We start from the raw sequence: 17,604 nt of genomic DNA on the forward strand, positions 1-17,604 counted from the left end.
GCTTCTTACGAAGCGGGGTTTTCTGTATGTGGCGCACTCGGGAGGATTCGAACCTCCGACCGCTCGGTTCGTAGCCGAGTACTCTATCCAGCTGAGCTACGAGTGCGTCGTCAACGGGGGCGAATATTAGAGATCTGAAGGCGGTTCGTCAAGTGTTTGATTGAAAAAGTTTTTTTGGAGATGGGTTTCGGCGGATGCGCTTCGCTCCGATGCGTCGGACCGATCCGCCCTACGGCCGAGCGCAGCGGTATAAACCTGCGTAGGGCGGATAAGCCGCAGGCGCATCCGCCGTTGAGGTTGGGTGGGATACCAAAAGCTCGGGGAGTTGCTTTACGGGAGGGATAGACCGGGGCACATCCATGTGCCCCGCCCTTCGGGCGCCTGCGGCGGTCCCAATCGCTCCAGGCGATTGGTCGAACCGGAGGGTTCGAACCAAGACATCCCTCACCGCCATATACGAAAAAACCCGGCGATTGCCGGGTTTTTTCGTATATGGCGGTGAGGGAGGGATTCGAACCCTCGAACGGTTTCCCGTTACACACTTTCCAGGCGTGCGCCTTCAGCCACTCGGCCACCTCACCGTAAAACTCTTTGAACGACCTGCCGTTCAGAGGGTGCGTAATGTACACAAGTGGCGTACTAAACGCAACGCTATTGGCCCGGCCAGGGGTGAAAAAATGTCTCTGGATTCACTGACTTGGGAGGCTGGGGCGGTTTGGCGGGGGTTCCCAGGTAGAGGAAGCCCACTATCTGCTCCAGCTCGCCGACACCCAGCCCTTCTTTCACCACCGGATGGTAGGTCATGGCCCCGGTCCGCCAGAAGGCCCCTACCCCCTGGGCGAAGGCGGCATTGAGCATGTTCTGTACGGCGGCGCCGGCCGAGATCAGTTGCTCGACGTGCGGCACCTTGGGGTTCTGCCGGCAGGCGGCAATGGCGACCAGAATCAACGGCGCGCGGCGTGGTTTGGCGCGCAGGGATTGTTGATCGGGTTCCGGGGTGTCGGGCGTGTCCTTGAGCATCGCCTGCACGAACAGGTCTCCCAGTCGATCCAGCCCTTCATCTTCAATTACCAGAAAGCGCCAGGGCTGCATCAGGCCGTGATCGGCGGCGCGCAGGGCGGCGCGGTAGATGGCGTCGCGCTGTACATCGGTGGGCGCCGGTTCGGTCAATTTGGGCGAGGAAACCCGTTGGTGCAATACGTCTAGTGCGTGCATAGGAGCCTGTGGTCGAATCAATGGGGCGGGAATGATAACACGACTTCATCGGTTGATTTAAGCGCCATTTAGGCGCGGTTAACCGCTGTTCGTGGACTTTTCGCGTAAAAAAACGTCTAATAGGACCCTCAGGGAGTGACACGCGACTCCAGGACCGACCTTGCCGATTGAAAACCATCCGGCGCCCTCACGCTCCCCAGAGACGCTATTTAGCGAGCGTATTGCGTCGAGCAGGACAGCATACAAGGTTTCCCGATAACAATGACTAAGAACTCAGCGCACAAAAAGCCCGAAGAGGCTCAAGCGGAATCGCCGCTTCACCAATACTATTTTCGATCACTGATCTGCTTTGCCGCCGCCGGCACCCTGGCGTCCTACATTGAATGGTCGGCCATCCAGCCCGTGTATATTGGCACCATTGTTTTTCTGCTGCTGTACACCTACCTGACCTACCACTTCACCCACACGCTGGATCGCGAAAAACTCAGCCGCGTAACCCGCTATTTGTCCTGGGCCGATGCGGCGCTGATCGGGCTGGTCCTCAGCCTGACCAACTTCAGCCTGCTGCCGCTGGCGCTGTTTCTGACCATGATCCAGTTCAACGCCCTTCTCACCGGCGGACTGAGGCGCTGGGGTGAAGATAACGTGGCCTTTGCCGTCGGTATCCTGCTCAGTTTCCTGGTACACAAACCGCAATGGGTGTTCAGTAGCAGCATTGAAATCAGCGCGGCGAGCCTGATCGGTATCATCACCTACTTTCTGGTGTACGCCCTGTATATGCATCAGAGAATGCGCCGCCTGATCATGAACCAGATGAAACTGGAGAATGAGCAGAAATGGCACAAGATCCGCTCGTATAAACTGTCCCGATACCTGCCGCCTCCGGTGTGGCGGGCGATCAATCAGGGCAAGGATCATATGCTTCAGGCGGAGCGCAAGCGCATTACCGTGTTCTTCTCGGACATCAAGAACTTCAGCCAACTGTCCGAAGAAATGGAAGCCGAGGCGCTTACGGAGCTGCTCAATCACTACCTGACCGAGATGTCGAAAATCATCACCCACTTTGGCGGCACCATCGACAAGTTTATGGGTGACGGCATTATGGTCATGTTTGGTGATAGCAACAGCAAGGGCGTCAAACAGGACTGCATGAACTGTGTGTCCATGGCCATCGCCATGAAAAAGCGCATGAAGTCCCTGCAGCAGGAGTGGTACAACCAGGGCATCAAAAAGCCCCTGCAGATCCGGATGGGCATGAACACCGGCTATTGCACGGTGGGTACCTTCGGTACCTCAAGCCATCTGGACTACACCGTGCTGGGCACTCACGTGAACCTGGCCAGCCGCCTGGAGTCCGCAGCCCAGCCCGATGAAATTCTGATTTCCCACGAGACCTGGTCGCTGGTCAAAGACGCCGTCATGTGTCAGGACAAGGGCGAAATCACGGTGAAGGGGTTCAGCCAGCCGGTGAAGGTGTACCAGGTGGCCGGGTTCCGTAAGGACCTGGGTAAAAATCAGAGTTTCTTTGAGGATCGCGCCGAAGGCTTCTCCATGTACCTGGATCTGGAGAAGGTGCGCAATTACGAGAAAGCCAAGGTGATCAAGGCGTTGCAGACCGCCGCCGAAAAGCTCAAGGATAAAGTCATCGTATAACCTTGCTCCGGCGGGCCCGGTCCCGCCGGAGCACCACCAGCCTACTGTCGCACCAGACGCTCAAAATCGGGCGCCGACCCCTGCGCTGAGCTGCGCCAGGGGTTGATATCCAACCCGCCGCGACGCGTGTAGCGCGCGAAAACCGTCAGAAACTCCGGCTTACAGCGCGCTTGCAGATCGACAAACATCCGCTCAACGCAGTGCTCGTGAAAGTCCTGATGTTCACGAAACGATACCACGTACTTCAGCAAACCCTCTCGTTCGATTTTTGAGCCGCGATAATGAATTTCCACCGTGGCCCAATCCGGTTGACCGGTTACCGGGCAATTGCTCTTCAACAGATGACTGTGCAGCCGCTCTTCAACCAACTCCTCCCCAGTGGCAAGCAACTCGGGCGCCGGGTGGTAGTGCTCGATGGTAACCGGCAGCGCGTCGATACACTCCCCGCCCGCCTCGGCAATCGGCAGTTGAGCGTCCGCCACCGGCTCAAGCTGAACGCTGACGTCTGCACCGGCGGCCGCGCTCAAGTCCTGGATCATCTGCGCCCGCACCTGCTCCTGTCCGGCAAAGCGGCTTTGATTGTAGGAGTTCAGATACAGCTTGAATGATTTGGACTCAATCAGGTTCGGACTGGTGCACGGCAATCGAAATTGCGCGATGGCGACGATGGGCTTGCCGCGCTCATCCAGCCAGGAGACTTCATAGCCGGTCCAGAGGTCGGTGCCGTAAAACGGCAGCGCCAACTCACTCAACCCCAGGGACGCCCGAGTCTCGGCCCGGGCGATGGGAAACAACAACCCGGGGTCATAACTCGATGCGTAGGCTGTCTGCTGCCCGAGCGGTCCATGACTGTTGGATGTGTGCTCACTCATAACGCCCCTACCCTGAAAAGTTACGCGCGCAGACGCTTGCCGGTTTTAAGCAGGTGCATGCCAATGGCAAACAGCACCATGACGCACACCACCAGGCCACTGAACGCCACGCCAATATTGACGTCCGACACGCCCAACATGCCATAGCGGAAGGCGTTGACCATATACAGAATCGGGTTCAGCTGGGCCACGCCCTGCCAGAAGTCCGAGAGCAGATCGATCGAGAAAAAGACCCCGCCCAGATAGGTCAGCGGCGTCAGCACAAAGGTCGGCACGATGGAGATATCATCAAAGGTGTTGGCGAACACCGCATTGATGAAACCGGCCAGGGCGAACAGCACCGCCGTGAGCACCACGATGGACACGGTGATGACCCAGCTGTAGATCGGCAGGTCGGTAAAAAACAGTGACAGGATGGTCACCATGACCCCGATCGCCAACCCACGGGCCACGCCACCGAGCACATAGCCCAACAGAATGACGTAGTTCGGTGTGGGCGAGACCAGCACCTCTTCAATACTGCGCTGAAACTTGGCACTGAAAAAAGACGAGCTGACATTCGAGTAAGAGTTGGTCAGCACCGCCATCATGATCAGTCCGGGCACCACAAACTGGATGTAGTCGAAGCCACCCATCTCACCGATACGGCTGCCAATCAGCTTGCCGAAAATCACAAAGTACAGTGCCATGGTGATGGCCGGGGGCAACAGGGTCTGAACCCAGATGCGGGTGAAGCGTTTGATTTCCTTACGCAGAATGGTGGTAAACGCGATCCATTGTTCTTTAAACTCCACGACGATCACCTCCGGTCGCTGGTTCGCTGGCTGTGTTCTCTTCGGTTTCTTCAGTGACGGACTCCGCCGGCTCCCCATTGCCGGTCATCGCGACGAAGAGTTCCTCCAGGCGGTTGGCCTTGTTGCGCATACTGACAATATCGAGCCCCTGGGCGGTCAGCGCGTCAAACACCCGGTTCAACGACTGACCTTTTTCCAGATCCACCTCAAAGCTGTGCTCATCCAGCAGCCGGGTTTCGAAGCCCTCGATATGTGGCGCTTCCCATACCGAATTGGCGCAATCGAAAATGAACACCTCGCGGTTGAGCTCTTTCAACAGGCTGCGAATGGTGGTGTTCTTGACGATTTTGCCCTGATCGATAATGGCCACATGGCGGCACAGGCTTTCCGCCTCTTCCAAGTAGTGGGTGGTCAGGATGATGGTGGTGCCCTGAGCGTTGATTTCCCGCAGGAACTCCCACATGGAACGGCGCAGCTCGATATCCACCCCGGCGGTGGGCTCGTCGAGAATCAGCAGCTTGGGCTCGTGCACCAGCGCCCGGGCAATCATCAACCGGCGCTTCATGCCGCCGGAGAGCATGCGGGCGGGGGTATTGCGCTTGTCCCACAGGCCGAGTTTCTTCAGGTACTTTTCCGTCTGCACCATGGCGACCGACCGGGGCAGGCCGTAAAAGCCGCCCTGTTGCAGCACGATATCCTGAACTTTTTCAAACTGGCTGAAATTGAATTCCTGGGGCACGATGCCCACTTCTTTTTTGGCCCGGGAGAAGTGGGTATCAATATTATGGCCAAAAATTTCCACCTCGCCGCCGGTCTTGCGGACCAGTGAACAGAGAATCCCAATAGTGGTGGACTTGCCGGCGCCGTTGGGCCCCAGCAGCGCGAAAAAGTCGCCGGGCTGGACCTCCATGGAAATGCCCTTCAGGGCATGGAAGCCGCTCCCGTAGACTTTGGAGAGATTTCTAATCGAAAGTGCAGCTGTCATAATGTCGGATTCACTCATTCATTTGGGGGCGGCGATGACTCAGCGCCGCCCGGGGAGTTTAGCGTGTCGACTCAGCTCAACCATTACGCGGAAACACAGCATCGAGACTACCATTTGCGCCTGTTGCGCGATTTTATCCAGCAGGCTCAGCAGCAGCCCCCGTTTATTGAGGAAGACTGCCCCGAGGATGACCTGGAGTTTCTGGCCCGCCTGGAAGCGCTCCCCAGAGCCCACCAGGACGAGGACTTTCTCTACCGGGGGCAACAGGTCCTGAGCCGGGTGGTAGCCGCCTACGGCCACCTGGTGCCCCTGCTCCACCGCGACCTGCTCTGGTACTTCGGCGGCGACTGCCTGCATTACATGCCGGATGAAGAGATCGCCAAATACCAACTCCTGGACGAACGCCGCCACGAAGCCATTGCCGAGGGCCGGGAGTTCTCCTATGAGCACGAACGGGCCAAGGTGTTTGGCCTGCATTAGTCGGCCAGGGTGCCAGCGGGCACGGGAAGCCGCGTAGTTTAGCAGATTCGGATGTAACCGTCTTTTTAACGAGGGCGGTCGCCCGGCGGTTTGTGTCGGGTTACGCGCTGGGCGCTAACCCGACCTACGGGGTCTACGGGATCAACCCGACACACGGGGTAGCAACTCAGTGACGGCGGGTGCGGCCTTTGGCCTTACCCGCCCTACGCAAACCGTGAACGCCGCGGGATTTGGCGCCATGTAGGGCACGCCGGTGGAATTTGGCACATTGGAGCGGGACCAAAGCGCCGGGAGCGCTTTGGCACGGCGAAGCCGCCCGCAGGGGCCGTCCGCAGGACAACATAATGCGCCGAGTGCAACGAGACTCGTTTCCCGGGCGGATTCCTGTGCCCAACGGCCAGACACAAAAAAAGCCGACCGAAGTCAGCTTTCTTTGAAGATTTGGAGCGGGAAACGAGACTCGAACTCGCGACCCCAACCTTGGCAAGGTTGTGCTCTACCAACTGAGCTATTCCCGCCACATTGCGTAAAATGGCGTCCCCTAGGGGACTCGAACCCCTGTTACCGCCGTGAAAGGGCGGTGTCCTAGGCCTCTAGACGAAGGGGACTAAAACTGGTTTTAGTGCAGGCTGACGCCAAACGCTTACACTGTATAAACTGGAGCGGGAAACGAGACTCGAACTCGCGACCCCAACCTTGGCAAGGTTGTGCTCTACCAACTGAGCTATTCCCGCAATGGCGTCCCCTAGGGGACTCGAACCCCTGTTACCGCCGTGAAAGGGCGGTGTCCTAGGCCTCTAGACGAAGGGGACCCGGACCTCCCTGAGCGCTGTATGCCGTGGCATTACCCTCAGAAAGTGGAGCGCATTCTAGGGAGCGGACCGGCACCTGTCAACACTTTTTTCGAATTATTCGACCGGGAAAACAACCACTTAGAGACGCCCCTCTTTCAGCCCTCCCGATCATTAGTGCTATACTGCCGTTTTTACGCCAAATTCCCCATTCGACCCGATAAACTTCGAATCAATAACAGCGGCGGCCTATGTCCTCTTTAATAATTGCCAGCATTATTTTCGCCTTGCTCATTGTGCTGGTGGGGTACGCCTTCATTGCCCAGACGCTGGAAAAACGCAAAAAACGGCGCCAACGCCTACTGACTGCCCTCAAGCATCGTCAGCGCAATTTCAAATACATGGTTTCCGGGTTCCCCGAGGGCCTACTGACCAAAGACCTGACCCTGATCATTTATCGCGCCCTTCTCGATGCCTGCGAACAACTCAGCCGCCTGGAACCTCGGGAGCCGGGGCACATGGAGGACTTCACCTTCTACTCCGGCGAGCTCGAAGCGCTCAAACACCGCACCCCGTCCGAGCGCCCTCGCACGGCCTCCGCTGAGCAAGCCGTCGAGATCAAGCGGCTTCTACAGGAGCTGTACCGCTTTATTGCCCACCAGACCGAACGCGGCAATATCGGTCAGGCTCACGGGCAAACCTACAAGGACCAGATCAAGCGCCTGGCGCTGCTGGTTTCAGTGGACGCCCATGCGGTCTCCGCCCGGCAGGCCCAGGCCGCCGGTAAGCCCCGACTGGCCATCCACTACTATAACCTTGCACGCAAGATGCTGACCCAGGAAAAAGGCGGACAGGGCTTCCAGAAGCAACTGGCCCAGATCAACGGCATCATCAAGAAGCTGGAAAGTCAGTTGGAACAACAATCCGACGCCGGCGCCTCGCCCACCACAGAAGGCCCCGCGCCGGAAGAAAAGAAAGAGTGGGAAGAGTTCGAACAGGAAAGCCACTGGAAAAAGAAACAGCTGTACGATTGATCCGCCCCCTGCCCCATTTCAGATTATTGCCCCTCATCTAGCTTGATGGAGGCCGAATTGATGCAGTAGCGCAAACCCGTGGGCGCCGGGCCATCGGGGAACACGTGCCCCAAGTGACTCCCGCAGTTCTTACACATTACCTCGGTACGACGCATGCCGTGGCTGCCATCAAAAGCCTCCTCGATCACCTCTTCGGTTTTGGGCGCGTAGAAACTCGGCCAACCGCAATGGGCGTCAAATTTGGTATCTGAATCGAATAACGGCTCACCGCAAGCGCGACACCGATAGGTACCCTCCGTGAACACATCCCAGTACTCACCGGTAAACGGGGGCTCAGTGCCTTTTTCCCGACAGATTCTATATTGCTCCGGCGACAACTGCTCACGCCACTCGGCTTCGCTACGATTTTTCGGGTCACTCATGGAGACTGCTCCTTGACAGGGGCTGGGAAGAGACGGGATGATTCAGTCATAGTACGGTCTAAACCACCGTAGAGTTTACTTTTCACCCGCCCCCATGGACAAGATACTGTAGATGCGCACCGTCAATAAATCCACCAAGCTCGAAGGGGTCTGCTACGACATTCGCGGCCCGGTTCTCGAGCACGCCAACCGGCTGGAAGAAGAAGGCCACCGAATCCTCAAGCTGAACATCGGCAACCCGGCACCCTTCGGCTTTGCCGCGCCCGATGAAATCATCCAGGACGTCATCTACAACCTGCCCAATGCGGAAGGTTACACCGAATCCCGCGGGCTGTTCGCCGCGCGCAAGGCGATCATGCAGGAAAGTCAGCGGCTGGACATTCCCAACATCGATATCGACGACATTTTCCTGGGCAACGGCGTCAGCGAATTGATCGTGATGGCCATGCAGGCGTTGCTCAACAATGGTGATGAGGTACTCGTACCGGCCCCCGATTACCCGCTGTGGACCGCCGCCGTCAACCTGGCCGGTGGCAAAGCCGTGCACTACCTGTGCGATGAACAGTCCGACTGGTTCCCGGACGTCGCCGATATCGCCAGCAAGATTACCGACCGAACTCGCGGCATAGTGGTAATCAACCCCAACAACCCTACCGGGGCGGTGTACAGCCAGGACGTGCTCGAACAGATCGTGCAACTCGCCCGGGAGCACAACCTGATCATTTACGCCGATGAAATCTACAGCAAGATTCTGTACGACGACGCCGAGTTCGTACCCTTGGCACGTTTGGCTCAGGATGTCTTGTGTGTGAGTTTTAACGGCCTGTCCAAATGTTATCGCCTGGCCGGTTTCCGCTCCGGCTGGATGACCGTCAGCGGTGCAAAGCACAAGGCCAAAGGGTATATCGAGGGCCTGGAGATGCTGTCCTCCATGCGCCTGTGCGCCAATGTGCCCGCCATGTACGCCGTGCAGACCGCACTGGGTGGCTACCAGAGCATCAACGAATTGATCATTCCGGGCGGGCGCCTTCGGGATCAGCGCGATGCGGCCATGAAGGCCATTGACGAAATTCCCGGTATGAGCTGCGTCAAGCCCAAGGGCGCCCTCTACCTGTTCCCGAAGCTGGACCTGAACCGCTACAAGATCAAGGACGACCAGCAGATGGTGCTGGACTTCCTGATTCAGGAGAAGGTGCTACTGGTTCAAGGCACGGCATTCAACTGGCCGGACCGGGACCACCTGCGCATTGTGTTCCTGCCCCGGGAGGACGATCTGACCAAAGCCATTCAGCGCCTGGGCCGATTTCTGGAACATTATTCTCAGTAGCACTCAGGGAAGGAGGCAGGCGTTATGGCGGATATTCATATCGCGGACTTCTACAAAGATGCGGCGCGGATTCTGGTTCAGCTGTACAACCAGTTCCCGCGCCCGACCATGCTGTTTGTGGAAGACATTGCCGGGCCAGATACGCCGGATGAGTTTGGCCTGCACAGCCCACGCCACCAGAGCTGCCTGTCCACCATGCTCTGGCTGGCCCAGACCGGCTACCTGCGTTACGAAACGCTGGTGCGCCAGGAAGCCATTGATCAGGCGGTGTTGACCCAGCGAGGCTTCACCCTTTTGGCGAGCCCCCTGCCGGTACACGATGTGGTGGGCTTTGAGGCCCTACCCCACGACTCGGACGCACCCGATTCAGATACCAACCCCAGCGATGATGTGCAGGCCGCGGCCCGCGCCGACAATGGGGTACAGTTGTTGCGGGATGTGCTCAAGCACGGCTCGTCGACGGCGATTGAGCAGGTGATGCTGGAGTTGTTTCGGCAGTCGCGGCATCATCCGTAATGCGTTTTACGGCGGATGCGGCACGGTCGTCGTCGGTTACGGCGGATGCGCCTGCTCCACGGGTTGCGTAGGGCGGCATAAGCGCGAAGCGCGCATCCGCCGTAACCCCAAATCGGCACCACATGGGTGCCCTACTTGAAGCCTAGCTCGTTCAACCTTGCTCGCGCCTCACCCGATGCCTCCGACACCCGATAATTATTGAACTCCCGCCGCTTGGGATACTGCTTGCGCAGCTGATCAAACCCCTTGGCGAAATCCGCCTCACCACGCTCCGCCCGGTCCGCCAACGCCCGCAGGCGCTGGTCATCCTCGGCGATGTCGTACACTTGGGGAATCAGCGTTTTCAACGCCGACCAGACATCACCTCCCGCCAGCGTCCGCTCCGGGTCCGCCACCGCCGGACGCAAGGCATCCAACACTTTATCCGGCGCGCGGCCCAAGTGACGGCAAAGGGCCTCGTAAATCATGAAAGTGCCCTGCATCTTGCCGTCGTAGCTGTACCCGGCAATATGGGGGCTACCCAGCTCGACCCGTGCCAACAAGGGGCGGGAGATATCCGGCTCCGGCTCCCATACATCCAGCACCACCCGCAGGTCCGCTCCGGCCTCCAGGTGGGCAAGCAGCGCCTGATTGTCGATGACTGCACCCCGGCCAGCATTGAGCAGCACCGCCCCCGGGCGCAGTTGCTTGAGCTCTTCGGTGCCAATAAGGTGAAAACTAGGGTGTGAACCGGACCGGGTCAAGGGGGTGTGCATGCACACCACATCACTTTCGAACACGGTCTCTAGCGAGGTCAGGTCGGGAATCTGTTCAGTGGAGAGAAACGGGTCGTACACTCGACACTCCACCCCCTGGGCTTTCAGGCGCTGGTAAAGCCTCCCGCCGACATTACCGCACCCGATAATGCCAACGCGCTTGCCGAGCCAGTCAACATCCAGGTGCGCCAGCGCCGCATAGACGTACTCAACCACGGAGTTGGCATTACACCCGGGCGCGCTGGACCAGGTGATACCCTGCCGCTCCAGGTAGTCGATATCGAGGTGATCGACGCCAATGGTGCAAGTGCCCACAAACCGCACGGGGGTGTTGTGGAGCAGGGTTTCGTTGACTTGGGTAACCGAACGCACAAGCAGCGCGTCGGCACCTTGCAGGTCGGCATTGGTCATATCCCGCCCGGGCAGGCGAACAACCTCCCCCATTTCCCCAAAGCATTCATTGACCAGGGGGATGTTTTCATCCGCTACAATTCGCATTCAATAATCCTCTAATACTCGTCGGGCTCGGCTCAAGAAACCATCCCCAAAGCCCATTTCGTCGGCGAACTCCTCTATTGCCCACCAATCGACCGGCCCGAAGGTCAGATCTGAGAGCGTAACGTCTAACGGAAGATCGTCCACAATTTTGGCCAGCTGCCGGGAGATTTCCACCTGTTCCCAGTTTGCTTCCAACTTCGCTGCCAGAGATCTCGCCCCCCGGATGGGCAAGGTTGCGACCAACTCCCGGTTCGCCCACAACTCATCCAGAGTACCAAAATGAGCCAAGAGCGCGCTCGCGGTCTTGGGGCCTACGCCCGGAACACCCGGAATATCGTCGATACTGTCCCCCACCAGCGCCAGGTAATCCACCAACTGATCCGGCCGGACGCCGAGTTTTCGTTCAACATCCGACGCGTAGGACCGCTGGTCCGCGGCGTGGTCCCACAGGTAATCCTGGGGACGACACAACAGCTGGCCCAAATCCTTGTCCCGGGTCAGGATCGCCAGCGGCCGGGGGCTCTGGCGCATCGTGCGGGCCAGGGAGCCGATCAGATCGTCGGCCTCATGGGTCTGGCTGGCGAAGCTGGCAATGCCCAGAATTTCCCCAAACCGACGACAGGCGGCCAATTGGAACGCCAAAGCCTCATCCGGGTGGGCCCGGCTGGCTTTGTAGTCGGGGTAGAGCTCGTTGCGGAAACACTGGCCCAGGCTTTCGTCGTAACAGGCCGCAAGGTGGGTCGGACGGGTCTGTTCGATCAGCCGCATCAGAAAAGTGCTGTAGCCGTACACAGCGCCCGTGCCGTAGCCGTGCTCCCGGCTGGACCAATTGTCAGGCAGGGAGAAATAATATCGGAAGATGTAGATTGAGGCGTCAACCAGGCAGATCGGGGACGGCGTCATGCCACGTCCTCCCAGGCAAACCGCGTTTCAACCAGCAATGACTCAACACTCTCGGCGGTGCCATAGAAGGCGACCAATGCCGCCAGAAAGGCATGGACCCGGCGACTGACGCCCTCCCGGCAGAAACAGTGGACCTGCTGATGAATCGCCCGCTTGAAGGATTCGCTGGGGCCAAGCCCCGCCGCCAGGTTGTCGGCACTGGGACGAAAACGCCAGCCAGCCGCCCGGGAGAACAACCATTCCAGCGCCTGGGGGCGTACCTCCACCCGCTCGAACGCCACCTGCTGAGCTTCCGTTCGGCCGTCCGGCGCGTACCAGTAGCCATAGTCTTCTTGCTGGCGTCGCTGCGGACCAGCGACACACCAGTGGGCCACCTCATGCAGCGCGCTGGCGTAGTAATTGCGGGTAAACCAGATGCGGTGCGGCGGGCCGGGGGCGTACAGGGGCTCCTCGGCACCGCCACAGAGGCGCGTGGCGTGGCTTTCACTGAAGGTCTGGTCGAACAGCTGAATCAAATCTCGGCAATCGTGCCGGCTGGTGTCGCCAACATCGGTCAACATGCAACTCCTCAGGCACACTCGGGCCTGCAGGCTCTGGTGTGCGGAAAGATTTTTACTACTAGGTGTTGTGCTTTCGGGTTATAACCTATACTTTAGTGACAGATGGTTATGAAAAAGGCTCGAGCTGTGCTCGAGAACCAGTCTTTCACCATCGGTGTCTCCTGGGCTAGCGTCGTTAGCCCCAGCCTCAGCCGGGAGGTGTATTATGAAGACCTCACAGTCGCGCCACAACACGGAAAATGTGGTTGATCTCTTCACAGGAAAGTCTCTCTCCGAGCTGCACGATCAGCGCTTTGTCCGCCTGGCCCCGGAATTGGACGGCCTGGAAATGCTGTATTCCAACGATACCAGCGACGATCGTCTGTTCAGCCTGAAAATCCTGTGCTGGGGTCTGCGCGCCAATGGCGAGGTGGTGGGTCTGGTGCCCTGGCTCAATGATATCGTGGCTTGCCCGGACATCTGCGACCCGCTCAACGGCCAGTGGGAAGGGTATTACGATCCGGGCATTGATGATGTCTTCTTCGACGCCCCCATCCACAAGGTGGTCGAACTGGAAACGGCGGCGGAGTATTACGAGCTCCAATGTGAGAACGACGACGATGTCGTTCAGGAGTTGCCGGATACCATTGGCACCCACGCAGTGCTCGCCACCGAAGAAACCAACAAACTGAACCTGGTTGAAGTCATCAGCTGGCGTCTGCAGCATGACGGCAGCATTTACGGCATGCTCACCGACATGAACAAGATCGTGAGCACCCCGGTCCTGCCGGGCGATGCCTGCCTGTATCCGGCCCAGCAGAGCGATCAATTCCGGTACTTTTTCCAGCACCAGATCGCCAACAAGATCAAGGCGGAAGATCCGGAGGCTTTGGCGGCAATTTCGTTGTTGGTTGATGGGTATTGATTCAAGACGACTTGAGTGGATCTTGTCGGGTTACGCGCTGGCGCGCTAACCCGACCTACCTGAGTCAGCCACTCTTGCGGATGTAATACCGGTACTCTTCCCCTTCGCTTTCTTCCAGCACCAACTCATGCCCGAGAAACAGACAGAACTTGGGCACGTCCCGCTCCGTGGATGGATCGGTGGCAATCATCTCGATCACCTCACCCGCCGCGACCTCACGCACCGCCCGATGCAACAACATGACCGGTTCCGGGCATACCAGGCCCCGGGCGTCCAACGCTTTGTGAATGGTCCCCGGACGTTCTTTGTGATCAGACATCAACCCTTCCCGTTATCATCAAGACGAAATTTTCGGCTTTTGCCGGTAAAGCACATACTTCGTTGCTAGACTTGAAGTAGGAGATCCGCCCGCAGGAGCGAAGCGCTGTTTCAGCGAACCGAGGCGTCGAGTTTTACAGGGGTAGTCTTTATGCCGTCACCCAATCGCCATACTGCACATAGTGCTTTAACGCCCACTGCTCTGGCCATCACCTCTCATCTACTGCGCCATGATAACCCGAATCTTGCGCAAGCCATACAGCAGGCGTTGAGGTCTCTCCCCTCAGCGCCGGCCCCAACCACCGCAGAAATCACCAGCGCCGCACTCAATCGCCAATTGCTCAGCAACCTCCACGCGCAAACGGTTGGAGAAATACTCGCAGCGCTGACGGCTCTGGGGCAACAGGCGTTGCACGACCATCAACGCCACCCCGAGCGCGTCGCGTTATTGCATGAGCTGCTGGATGAATGGGTCGCGCTGGCGGAGTGGATTCTGCAGCGCAACGAAAGTCCGCCCAGCCAGTGGCATTGACGCGCGCTTTGCATTCCCGGGCGCGGGCGCTAGAATAGCGCTTTTAACGCCTTTATTTTCATTAGCCGGAATCATTCATGATCTACGTGCTCGTTGAACGCCACATTGCCGACGGAATGGAAAGTACCTACGAAATGGCCGCGCGCAAAGCGCTCAAATCCGCTTATCAGGCCGAAGGATTTCTCAGCGGTGAAACCCTGCGGGACTTGCAGCGGCCCAACCACCACTACCTGCTGTCCAAGTGGCGCTCCCTGCACGACTGGAAACGCTGGTATTACAGCGACGAGCGTCACGAGGTCATGAACCAGCTAAATCCGACGCTCGCGGACTTTGAAAAAATCACCTTGCTGGACAAGAATCCCGTCTAGCAAGGCGCACAATCAGCGCAACCGCATGATGTGGCCGGTCACTTCTTCGCGGTCGTGATACAGCTGCTTGAACGCCAGCGCCACATCCAGCCCCGCCGCTTCACACTGCTGCTCGATTCGCTCCCGCAAGCGCGCCACTTCGGCATAGCGCTGCTTCATGGGCAGCTTCAGATTGAATACCGCCTCCCGACACCAGCCCTGGCTGACCCAGAGCGCAATCATATTCGCCACCCGTGCCGGCTTGTCGGCAATATCACAGACCAGCCAATCCACCGACTTTTTCGGCTGATAGACAAAACCGTCTTCCCGATGATGAGTGACCTGGCCGGACTCCATCAGTGACTCCGCCATGGGGCCATTGTCCACCGCATCGACAAACATGCCCCGGCGCACCAATTGCCAGGTCCAGCCCCCCGGCGCCGCCCCGAGATCCACCGCTCTAAGCCCGCCGGCGAGGCGAACATCCCACTCGTACTCTGGGATGAAGTGATGCCAGGCTTCTTCCAATTTCAACGTGGCCCGGCTCGGGGCCTCTCTGGGCTGACGCAGGCGGGGAATTCCCATGGGCCAGGCGGCGCGGTTGTCCACCGGGCTGACGCCGAGGTACATACACTGGCCGGACAGTACCAGCAGATGCCAGTGCCAACGGCTCTTGGGGTCCACCAGGCGCTGCTTTTTCAGGGCGGCCATCAAGGGTGAGGTCAGCTTTTTACCGAGCGTCGACAGCTCTTTACCCTCATTGGTATCGGGTGTTTCCACTACCAGGGAGCGGGCGGCGGGAAGCGCCTGGGCCGCTTCCACCAGCGGCCCGACCCGATCCCCCGGGGGCAGGTTGGCCAGCGGCGCAGTGGTCACGAACCACTGCCGGGCAAACACCAGATCCATAAAATGCAGTTGCCCCACCAGCCTCTGCGCACCGTCGGGCTCATGGGTCACGTAGATCACATAGGCCTGCCCTTCGCGGGTTTTGATAAACCCGTACACACCGGCGGCGGTCGCCAGCTCCTGGATTTCTGCCGCGCACTCTTTTTCAAAACCGGGCCGACAATGTAAAAACAGATGGTTCACGGGCGATCTCCCCAGTGTTGATCGATCCAGTCGACGATACCTTCGATCGCCGACTGCCAATGTTGTTGCTGACGGAACCCGGACTTCACTCGCGGTTTGAAGTCGTGGTCACCATCGTCCAGCCAGAGCCAGTTCAGGGTCGCCGGTAGATCATAAGCCCGGACCTCGTCCCGATTACCCAGCGCATCGCGAGTACCCTGCACTATCAGGGTCGTTACCTGAACCGCCTGTAAGGGCTCCAGACGGGTCTTGTCCGGCTTGCCCACCGGATGAAAGGGGTAGCCCAGGCAAACCAGGCCCGACACCCCGGGCTCATTGGCCACCAGGCTGGCCATCCGCCCACCCAGCGACTTGCCGCCTATCAGCAGGGGAAGTGCCGTTGGTCTCGCGGACGCCATCGCCTCGCGCCACGCCTCCAGTAGCTCGGGCTGGCGATTGGGTGGCCGCTTTTTGCCCCCACTCCGCCGCTCGGCCATATAGGGAAACTCAAACCGCCAGACGTCAACGCCCCGGGCACAGAGCCCCTCGGCCATGGCGTTCATGAAGTCACTGTCCATGGACGCGCCCGCCCCGTGGGCCAGCAGCAAGCGGGCCGACGGGTTCGGCGGGGTGTTTTTCAGCCAGTCAGTCATCCCCGAACTCCCGGGCATCCCGCTCCGGAAGCAGACTGACGGTTTCGGTGGCGGGGTCGAACACGATCACCACATCGCCCCGCTCAATCTGGGCTTGTACCTGCTGTACCTTTCGCTCCAGGCTGGTTTCCTCCCAGCCGTAGTCGGTGCCCTCACGCGTGATGAACTCTTCAATAAGGCCTCGCAGGGCGTCGGCGGATACTTGCTGATGGGGAATGATCATGGCTTCACAATGACTTTTTTCCGGGGTTGCGCCACAATGGTGGCATAACAACTCTGAAGTGGATGACAACGATGCAACACTATTTGATTTTGACGCTGATCAGCGACGACAAGCCGGGCATTGTGGAGCGACTGGCGCAGATTATCCAGCAGCACGAGGGCAATTGGCTGGAAAGTCGCCTATCGCACCTGGCCGGCAAGTTTGCGGGTATTGTACAGGTTGCGGTGCCCGAAGCGCAGCGCGAACCCTTGACCGCCGCCCTGCAGGCGCTGGGCGGACAGGGGCTGAAGCTGGTGGTGGAATCCGCACAAGCCACCGAGCGCGCGCCCTTCCGCGCCTTCCGCTTTACCGTGGCGGGGCCGGATCGCGCCGGCATCGTGTTGGAAATCGCCCAAGCGTTCGCCGAACGCAGCATAAATATGGGCGAGTTGGAAACCGATTATTCCAGCATGCCCTGGTCCGGCGAGCCACTGTTTCAGGCCAACGGCGTGATTGAGGTTCCGGAGTCGGTGGATATGGACGAGCTACACGATGATCTGGATTCCATTGCGGATCAGTTGGCGATTGATATCCGTCTGGAAGAGGACCAACCGTAGGATACCCATGTAGTATCACTTACAAAGCCTTATCGGTGCATTCGTCACGCTCCGGTATCAGCGAGGAACACCTATTGCAGACCCGCCGTGAACCCATCCTTGGGGGCTTCTCGTCGGCATCCATGCCTCCGAGAGTCTGCAATAGGTGTTCCTCGCTG

The 17,604-nt window shown here is 58.9% G+C and carries 21 protein-coding genes and 6 tRNA genes; 9 read left to right on the forward strand and 18 right to left on the reverse strand.

What is annotated here, in order from left to right:
• Window positions 1–29: 29 nt before the first annotated feature.
• The 3 genes from EDC38_RS06140 to EDC38_RS06150 all read right to left on the reverse strand — a co-directional run bounded on the left by EDC38_RS06140 (window position 30) and on the right by EDC38_RS06150 (window position 1,215).
• Window positions 30–106 (reverse strand) — tRNA-Arg (locus EDC38_RS06140).
• 387 nt (window positions 107–493) lie between these two features.
• Window positions 494–581: transfer RNA gene (locus EDC38_RS06145), tRNA-Ser, on the reverse strand.
• A 70-nt stretch (window positions 582–651) separates the two neighbouring features.
• Window positions 652–1,215: a nitroreductase family protein gene (locus EDC38_RS06150; RefSeq protein ID WP_123637746.1), complete on the reverse strand. Its 564-nt coding sequence runs from the start codon at window positions 1,213–1,215 to the stop codon at window positions 652–654.
• A 261-nt stretch (window positions 1,216–1,476) separates the two neighbouring features.
• Between EDC38_RS06150 and EDC38_RS06155 the strand changes: the two genes are divergently transcribed.
• Window positions 1,477–2,868: an adenylate/guanylate cyclase domain-containing protein gene (locus EDC38_RS06155; protein WP_024460641.1), complete on the forward strand. Its 1,392-nt coding sequence runs from the start codon at window positions 1,477–1,479 to the stop codon at window positions 2,866–2,868.
• Window positions 2,869–2,909: 41 nt separating this feature from the next.
• Here the strand turns inward: EDC38_RS06155 and queF are convergent, their stop codons facing one another.
• Genes queF through EDC38_RS06170 form a run of 3 tightly spaced genes read right to left on the reverse strand, consistent with a single transcriptional unit; the run spans window position 2,910 to window position 5,519 of the window.
• Entirely contained in the window at window positions 2,910–3,740 is an 831-nt protein-coding gene (queF, locus tag EDC38_RS06160; RefSeq protein WP_123637747.1) for an NADPH-dependent 7-cyano-7-deazaguanine reductase QueF, read from the reverse strand.
• Window positions 3,741–3,760: 20 nt separating this feature from the next.
• Window positions 3,761–4,534: an ABC transporter permease gene (locus EDC38_RS06165; RefSeq protein WP_024460643.1), complete on the reverse strand. Its 774-nt coding sequence runs from the start codon at window positions 4,532–4,534 to the stop codon at window positions 3,761–3,763.
• Window positions 4,524–5,519, reverse strand: a complete 996-nt coding sequence (locus EDC38_RS06170; protein ID WP_123637748.1) for an ABC transporter ATP-binding protein — start codon at window positions 5,517–5,519, stop codon at window positions 4,524–4,526. The genes EDC38_RS06165 and EDC38_RS06170 overlap by 11 nt, the downstream gene beginning before the upstream one ends.
• Window positions 5,520–5,582: 63 nt before the next feature.
• Here EDC38_RS06170 and EDC38_RS06175 point away from each other — a divergent pair, with 63 nt between their 5' ends.
• The gene (locus EDC38_RS06175; protein ID WP_024460645.1) at window positions 5,583–5,999 is read left to right on the forward strand and encodes a PA2817 family protein; all 417 of its coding nucleotides are present in this window, start codon (window positions 5,583–5,585) and stop codon (window positions 5,997–5,999) included.
• 442 nt (window positions 6,000–6,441) lie between these two features.
• Here EDC38_RS06175 and EDC38_RS06180 read toward each other — a convergent pair.
• The 4 genes from EDC38_RS06180 to EDC38_RS06195 all read right to left on the reverse strand — a co-directional run bounded on the left by EDC38_RS06180 (window position 6,442) and on the right by EDC38_RS06195 (window position 6,811).
• A tRNA-Gly gene (locus tag EDC38_RS06180) sits at window positions 6,442–6,517 on the reverse strand.
• A 14-nt stretch (window positions 6,518–6,531) separates the two neighbouring features.
• Window positions 6,532–6,607: transfer RNA gene (locus EDC38_RS06185), tRNA-Glu, on the reverse strand.
• A gap of 50 nt (window positions 6,608–6,657) precedes the next feature.
• Window positions 6,658–6,733: transfer RNA gene (locus EDC38_RS06190), tRNA-Gly, on the reverse strand.
• Window positions 6,734–6,735: 2 nt separating this feature from the next.
• Window positions 6,736–6,811 (reverse strand) — tRNA-Glu (locus tag EDC38_RS06195).
• Between the two features lie 230 nt (window positions 6,812–7,041).
• Between EDC38_RS06195 and EDC38_RS06200 the strand changes: the two genes are divergently transcribed.
• A complete protein-coding gene (locus EDC38_RS06200; RefSeq protein WP_123637749.1) occupies window positions 7,042–7,824 on the forward strand; it encodes a hypothetical protein in 783 nt (260 codons plus the stop codon).
• A gap of 23 nt (window positions 7,825–7,847) precedes the next feature.
• On the opposite strand, the gene msrB is transcribed toward EDC38_RS06200, so the two are convergent.
• Window positions 7,848–8,246 carry a peptide-methionine (R)-S-oxide reductase MsrB gene (gene msrB / locus EDC38_RS06205; protein ID WP_024460647.1) on the reverse strand — a complete coding sequence of 133 codons (399 nt, stop codon included), beginning with the start codon at window positions 8,244–8,246 and terminating at the stop codon, window positions 7,848–7,850.
• Window positions 8,247–8,358: 112 nt separating this feature from the next.
• Here msrB and EDC38_RS06210 point away from each other — a divergent pair, with 112 nt between their 5' ends.
• Window positions 8,359–9,573, forward strand: coding sequence for a pyridoxal phosphate-dependent aminotransferase (locus EDC38_RS06210; protein WP_024460649.1), 1,215 nt, complete (start codon window positions 8,359–8,361; stop codon window positions 9,571–9,573).
• A 24-nt stretch (window positions 9,574–9,597) separates the two neighbouring features.
• Window positions 9,598–10,089 (forward strand): hypothetical protein, encoded by a 492-nt coding sequence (locus EDC38_RS06215; protein ID WP_123637750.1) that lies wholly within the window; start codon window positions 9,598–9,600, stop codon window positions 10,087–10,089.
• A 131-nt stretch (window positions 10,090–10,220) separates the two neighbouring features.
• Here the strand turns inward: EDC38_RS06215 and EDC38_RS06220 are convergent, their stop codons facing one another.
• From EDC38_RS06220 to EDC38_RS06230, 3 genes are read right to left on the reverse strand one after another with little or no spacing between them, the layout of a single operon-like run.
• On the reverse strand, window positions 10,221–11,342 hold the full coding sequence (locus EDC38_RS06220; RefSeq protein WP_123637751.1) for a 4-phosphoerythronate dehydrogenase: 1,122 nt from the start codon (window positions 11,340–11,342) through the stop codon (window positions 10,221–10,223).
• Window positions 11,343–12,245, reverse strand: a complete 903-nt coding sequence (locus EDC38_RS06225; protein ID WP_123637752.1) for a 5'-3' exonuclease — start codon at window positions 12,243–12,245, stop codon at window positions 11,343–11,345. It abuts the gene before it with no gap.
• Entirely contained in the window at window positions 12,242–12,805 is a 564-nt protein-coding gene (locus tag EDC38_RS06230) for an elongation factor P hydroxylase (protein WP_123637753.1), read from the reverse strand. The genes EDC38_RS06225 and EDC38_RS06230 overlap by 4 nt, the downstream gene beginning before the upstream one ends.
• A 205-nt stretch (window positions 12,806–13,010) precedes the next feature.
• Between EDC38_RS06230 and EDC38_RS06235 the strand changes: the two genes are divergently transcribed.
• Complete coding sequence (locus EDC38_RS06235) at window positions 13,011–13,709, forward strand: hypothetical protein (RefSeq protein ID WP_024460654.1); 699 nt, start codon at window positions 13,011–13,013, stop codon at window positions 13,707–13,709.
• Window positions 13,710–13,773: 64 nt separating this feature from the next.
• On the opposite strand, the gene tusA is transcribed toward EDC38_RS06235, so the two are convergent.
• Window positions 13,774–14,028 carry a sulfurtransferase TusA gene (gene tusA / locus EDC38_RS06240; RefSeq protein WP_123637754.1) on the reverse strand — a complete coding sequence of 85 codons (255 nt, stop codon included), beginning with the start codon at window positions 14,026–14,028 and terminating at the stop codon, window positions 13,774–13,776.
• A gap of 150 nt (window positions 14,029–14,178) precedes the next feature.
• On the opposite strand from tusA, the gene EDC38_RS06245 reads away from it, so the two are divergent.
• Together EDC38_RS06245 and EDC38_RS06250 are read left to right on the forward strand one after the other, a co-directional pair.
• A complete protein-coding gene (locus tag EDC38_RS06245; RefSeq protein WP_123637755.1) occupies window positions 14,179–14,559 on the forward strand; it encodes a hypothetical protein in 381 nt (126 codons plus the stop codon).
• Between the two features lie 77 nt (window positions 14,560–14,636).
• Complete coding sequence (locus EDC38_RS06250) at window positions 14,637–14,927, forward strand: antibiotic biosynthesis monooxygenase family protein (protein ID WP_123637756.1); 291 nt, start codon at window positions 14,637–14,639, stop codon at window positions 14,925–14,927.
• Between the two features lie 12 nt (window positions 14,928–14,939).
• On the opposite strand, the gene rlmM is transcribed toward EDC38_RS06250, so the two are convergent.
• From rlmM to EDC38_RS06265, 3 genes are read right to left on the reverse strand one after another with little or no spacing between them, the layout of a single operon-like run.
• The gene (gene rlmM / locus EDC38_RS06255; RefSeq protein WP_123637757.1) at window positions 14,940–15,995 is read right to left on the reverse strand and encodes a 23S rRNA (cytidine(2498)-2'-O)-methyltransferase RlmM; all 1,056 of its coding nucleotides are present in this window, start codon (window positions 15,993–15,995) and stop codon (window positions 14,940–14,942) included.
• A complete protein-coding gene (locus EDC38_RS06260; protein ID WP_123637758.1) occupies window positions 15,992–16,627 on the reverse strand; it encodes an alpha/beta family hydrolase in 636 nt (211 codons plus the stop codon). The genes rlmM and EDC38_RS06260 overlap by 4 nt, the downstream gene beginning before the upstream one ends.
• Window positions 16,620–16,850, reverse strand: coding sequence for a YheU family protein (locus tag EDC38_RS06265; RefSeq protein WP_123637759.1), 231 nt, complete (start codon window positions 16,848–16,850; stop codon window positions 16,620–16,622). Before EDC38_RS06265 ends, EDC38_RS06260 begins: the two co-directional genes overlap by 8 nt.
• A gap of 71 nt (window positions 16,851–16,921) precedes the next feature.
• Here EDC38_RS06265 and EDC38_RS06270 point away from each other — a divergent pair, with 71 nt between their 5' ends.
• Window positions 16,922–17,446 (forward strand): glycine cleavage system transcriptional repressor, encoded by a 525-nt coding sequence (locus EDC38_RS06270; protein WP_024460661.1) that lies wholly within the window; start codon window positions 16,922–16,924, stop codon window positions 17,444–17,446.
• Window positions 17,447–17,604: the final 158 nt, after the last annotated feature.

The organism is Marinimicrobium koreense (genome assembly GCF_003762925.1).
Lineage (GTDB): Bacteria > Pseudomonadota > Gammaproteobacteria > Pseudomonadales > Cellvibrionaceae > Marinimicrobium > Marinimicrobium koreense.

What these genes read in the sequence shown, in the direction of transcription:
- EDC38_RS06150 (WP_123637746.1), bottom strand. Translation starts at nt 1,215, where the DNA reads ATGCACGCACTAGACGTATTGCACCAACGGGTTTCCTCGCCCAAATTG.
- EDC38_RS06155 (WP_024460641.1), top strand. Translation starts at nt 1,477, where the DNA reads ATGACTAAGAACTCAGCGCACAAAAAGCCCGAAGAGGCTCAAGCGGAA.
- queF (WP_123637747.1), bottom strand. Translation starts at nt 3,740, where the DNA reads ATGAGTGAGCACACATCCAACAGTCATGGACCGCTCGGGCAGCAGACA.
- EDC38_RS06170 (WP_123637748.1), bottom strand. Translation starts at nt 5,519, where the DNA reads ATGACAGCTGCACTTTCGATTAGAAATCTCTCCAAAGTCTACGGGAGC.
- EDC38_RS06200 (WP_123637749.1), top strand. Translation starts at nt 7,042, where the DNA reads ATGTCCTCTTTAATAATTGCCAGCATTATTTTCGCCTTGCTCATTGTG.
- msrB (WP_024460647.1), bottom strand. Translation starts at nt 8,246, where the DNA reads ATGAGTGACCCGAAAAATCGTAGCGAAGCCGAGTGGCGTGAGCAGTTG.
- EDC38_RS06210 (WP_024460649.1), top strand. Translation starts at nt 8,359, where the DNA reads ATGCGCACCGTCAATAAATCCACCAAGCTCGAAGGGGTCTGCTACGAC.
- EDC38_RS06215 (WP_123637750.1), top strand. Translation starts at nt 9,598, where the DNA reads ATGGCGGATATTCATATCGCGGACTTCTACAAAGATGCGGCGCGGATT.
- EDC38_RS06220 (WP_123637751.1), bottom strand. Translation starts at nt 11,342, where the DNA reads ATGCGAATTGTAGCGGATGAAAACATCCCCCTGGTCAATGAATGCTTT.
- EDC38_RS06225 (WP_123637752.1), bottom strand. Translation starts at nt 12,245, where the DNA reads ATGACGCCGTCCCCGATCTGCCTGGTTGACGCCTCAATCTACATCTTC.
- EDC38_RS06230 (WP_123637753.1), bottom strand. Translation starts at nt 12,805, where the DNA reads ATGTTGACCGATGTTGGCGACACCAGCCGGCACGATTGCCGAGATTTG.
- EDC38_RS06235 (WP_024460654.1), top strand. Translation starts at nt 13,011, where the DNA reads ATGAAGACCTCACAGTCGCGCCACAACACGGAAAATGTGGTTGATCTC.
- tusA (WP_123637754.1), bottom strand. Translation starts at nt 14,028, where the DNA reads ATGTCTGATCACAAAGAACGTCCGGGGACCATTCACAAAGCGTTGGAC.
- EDC38_RS06245 (WP_123637755.1), top strand. Translation starts at nt 14,179, where the DNA reads ATGCCGTCACCCAATCGCCATACTGCACATAGTGCTTTAACGCCCACT.
- EDC38_RS06250 (WP_123637756.1), top strand. Translation starts at nt 14,637, where the DNA reads ATGATCTACGTGCTCGTTGAACGCCACATTGCCGACGGAATGGAAAGT.
- EDC38_RS06260 (WP_123637758.1), bottom strand. Translation starts at nt 16,627, where the DNA reads ATGACTGACTGGCTGAAAAACACCCCGCCGAACCCGTCGGCCCGCTTG.
- EDC38_RS06265 (WP_123637759.1), bottom strand. Translation starts at nt 16,850, where the DNA reads ATGATCATTCCCCATCAGCAAGTATCCGCCGACGCCCTGCGAGGCCTT.
- EDC38_RS06270 (WP_024460661.1), top strand. Translation starts at nt 16,922, where the DNA reads ATGCAACACTATTTGATTTTGACGCTGATCAGCGACGACAAGCCGGGC.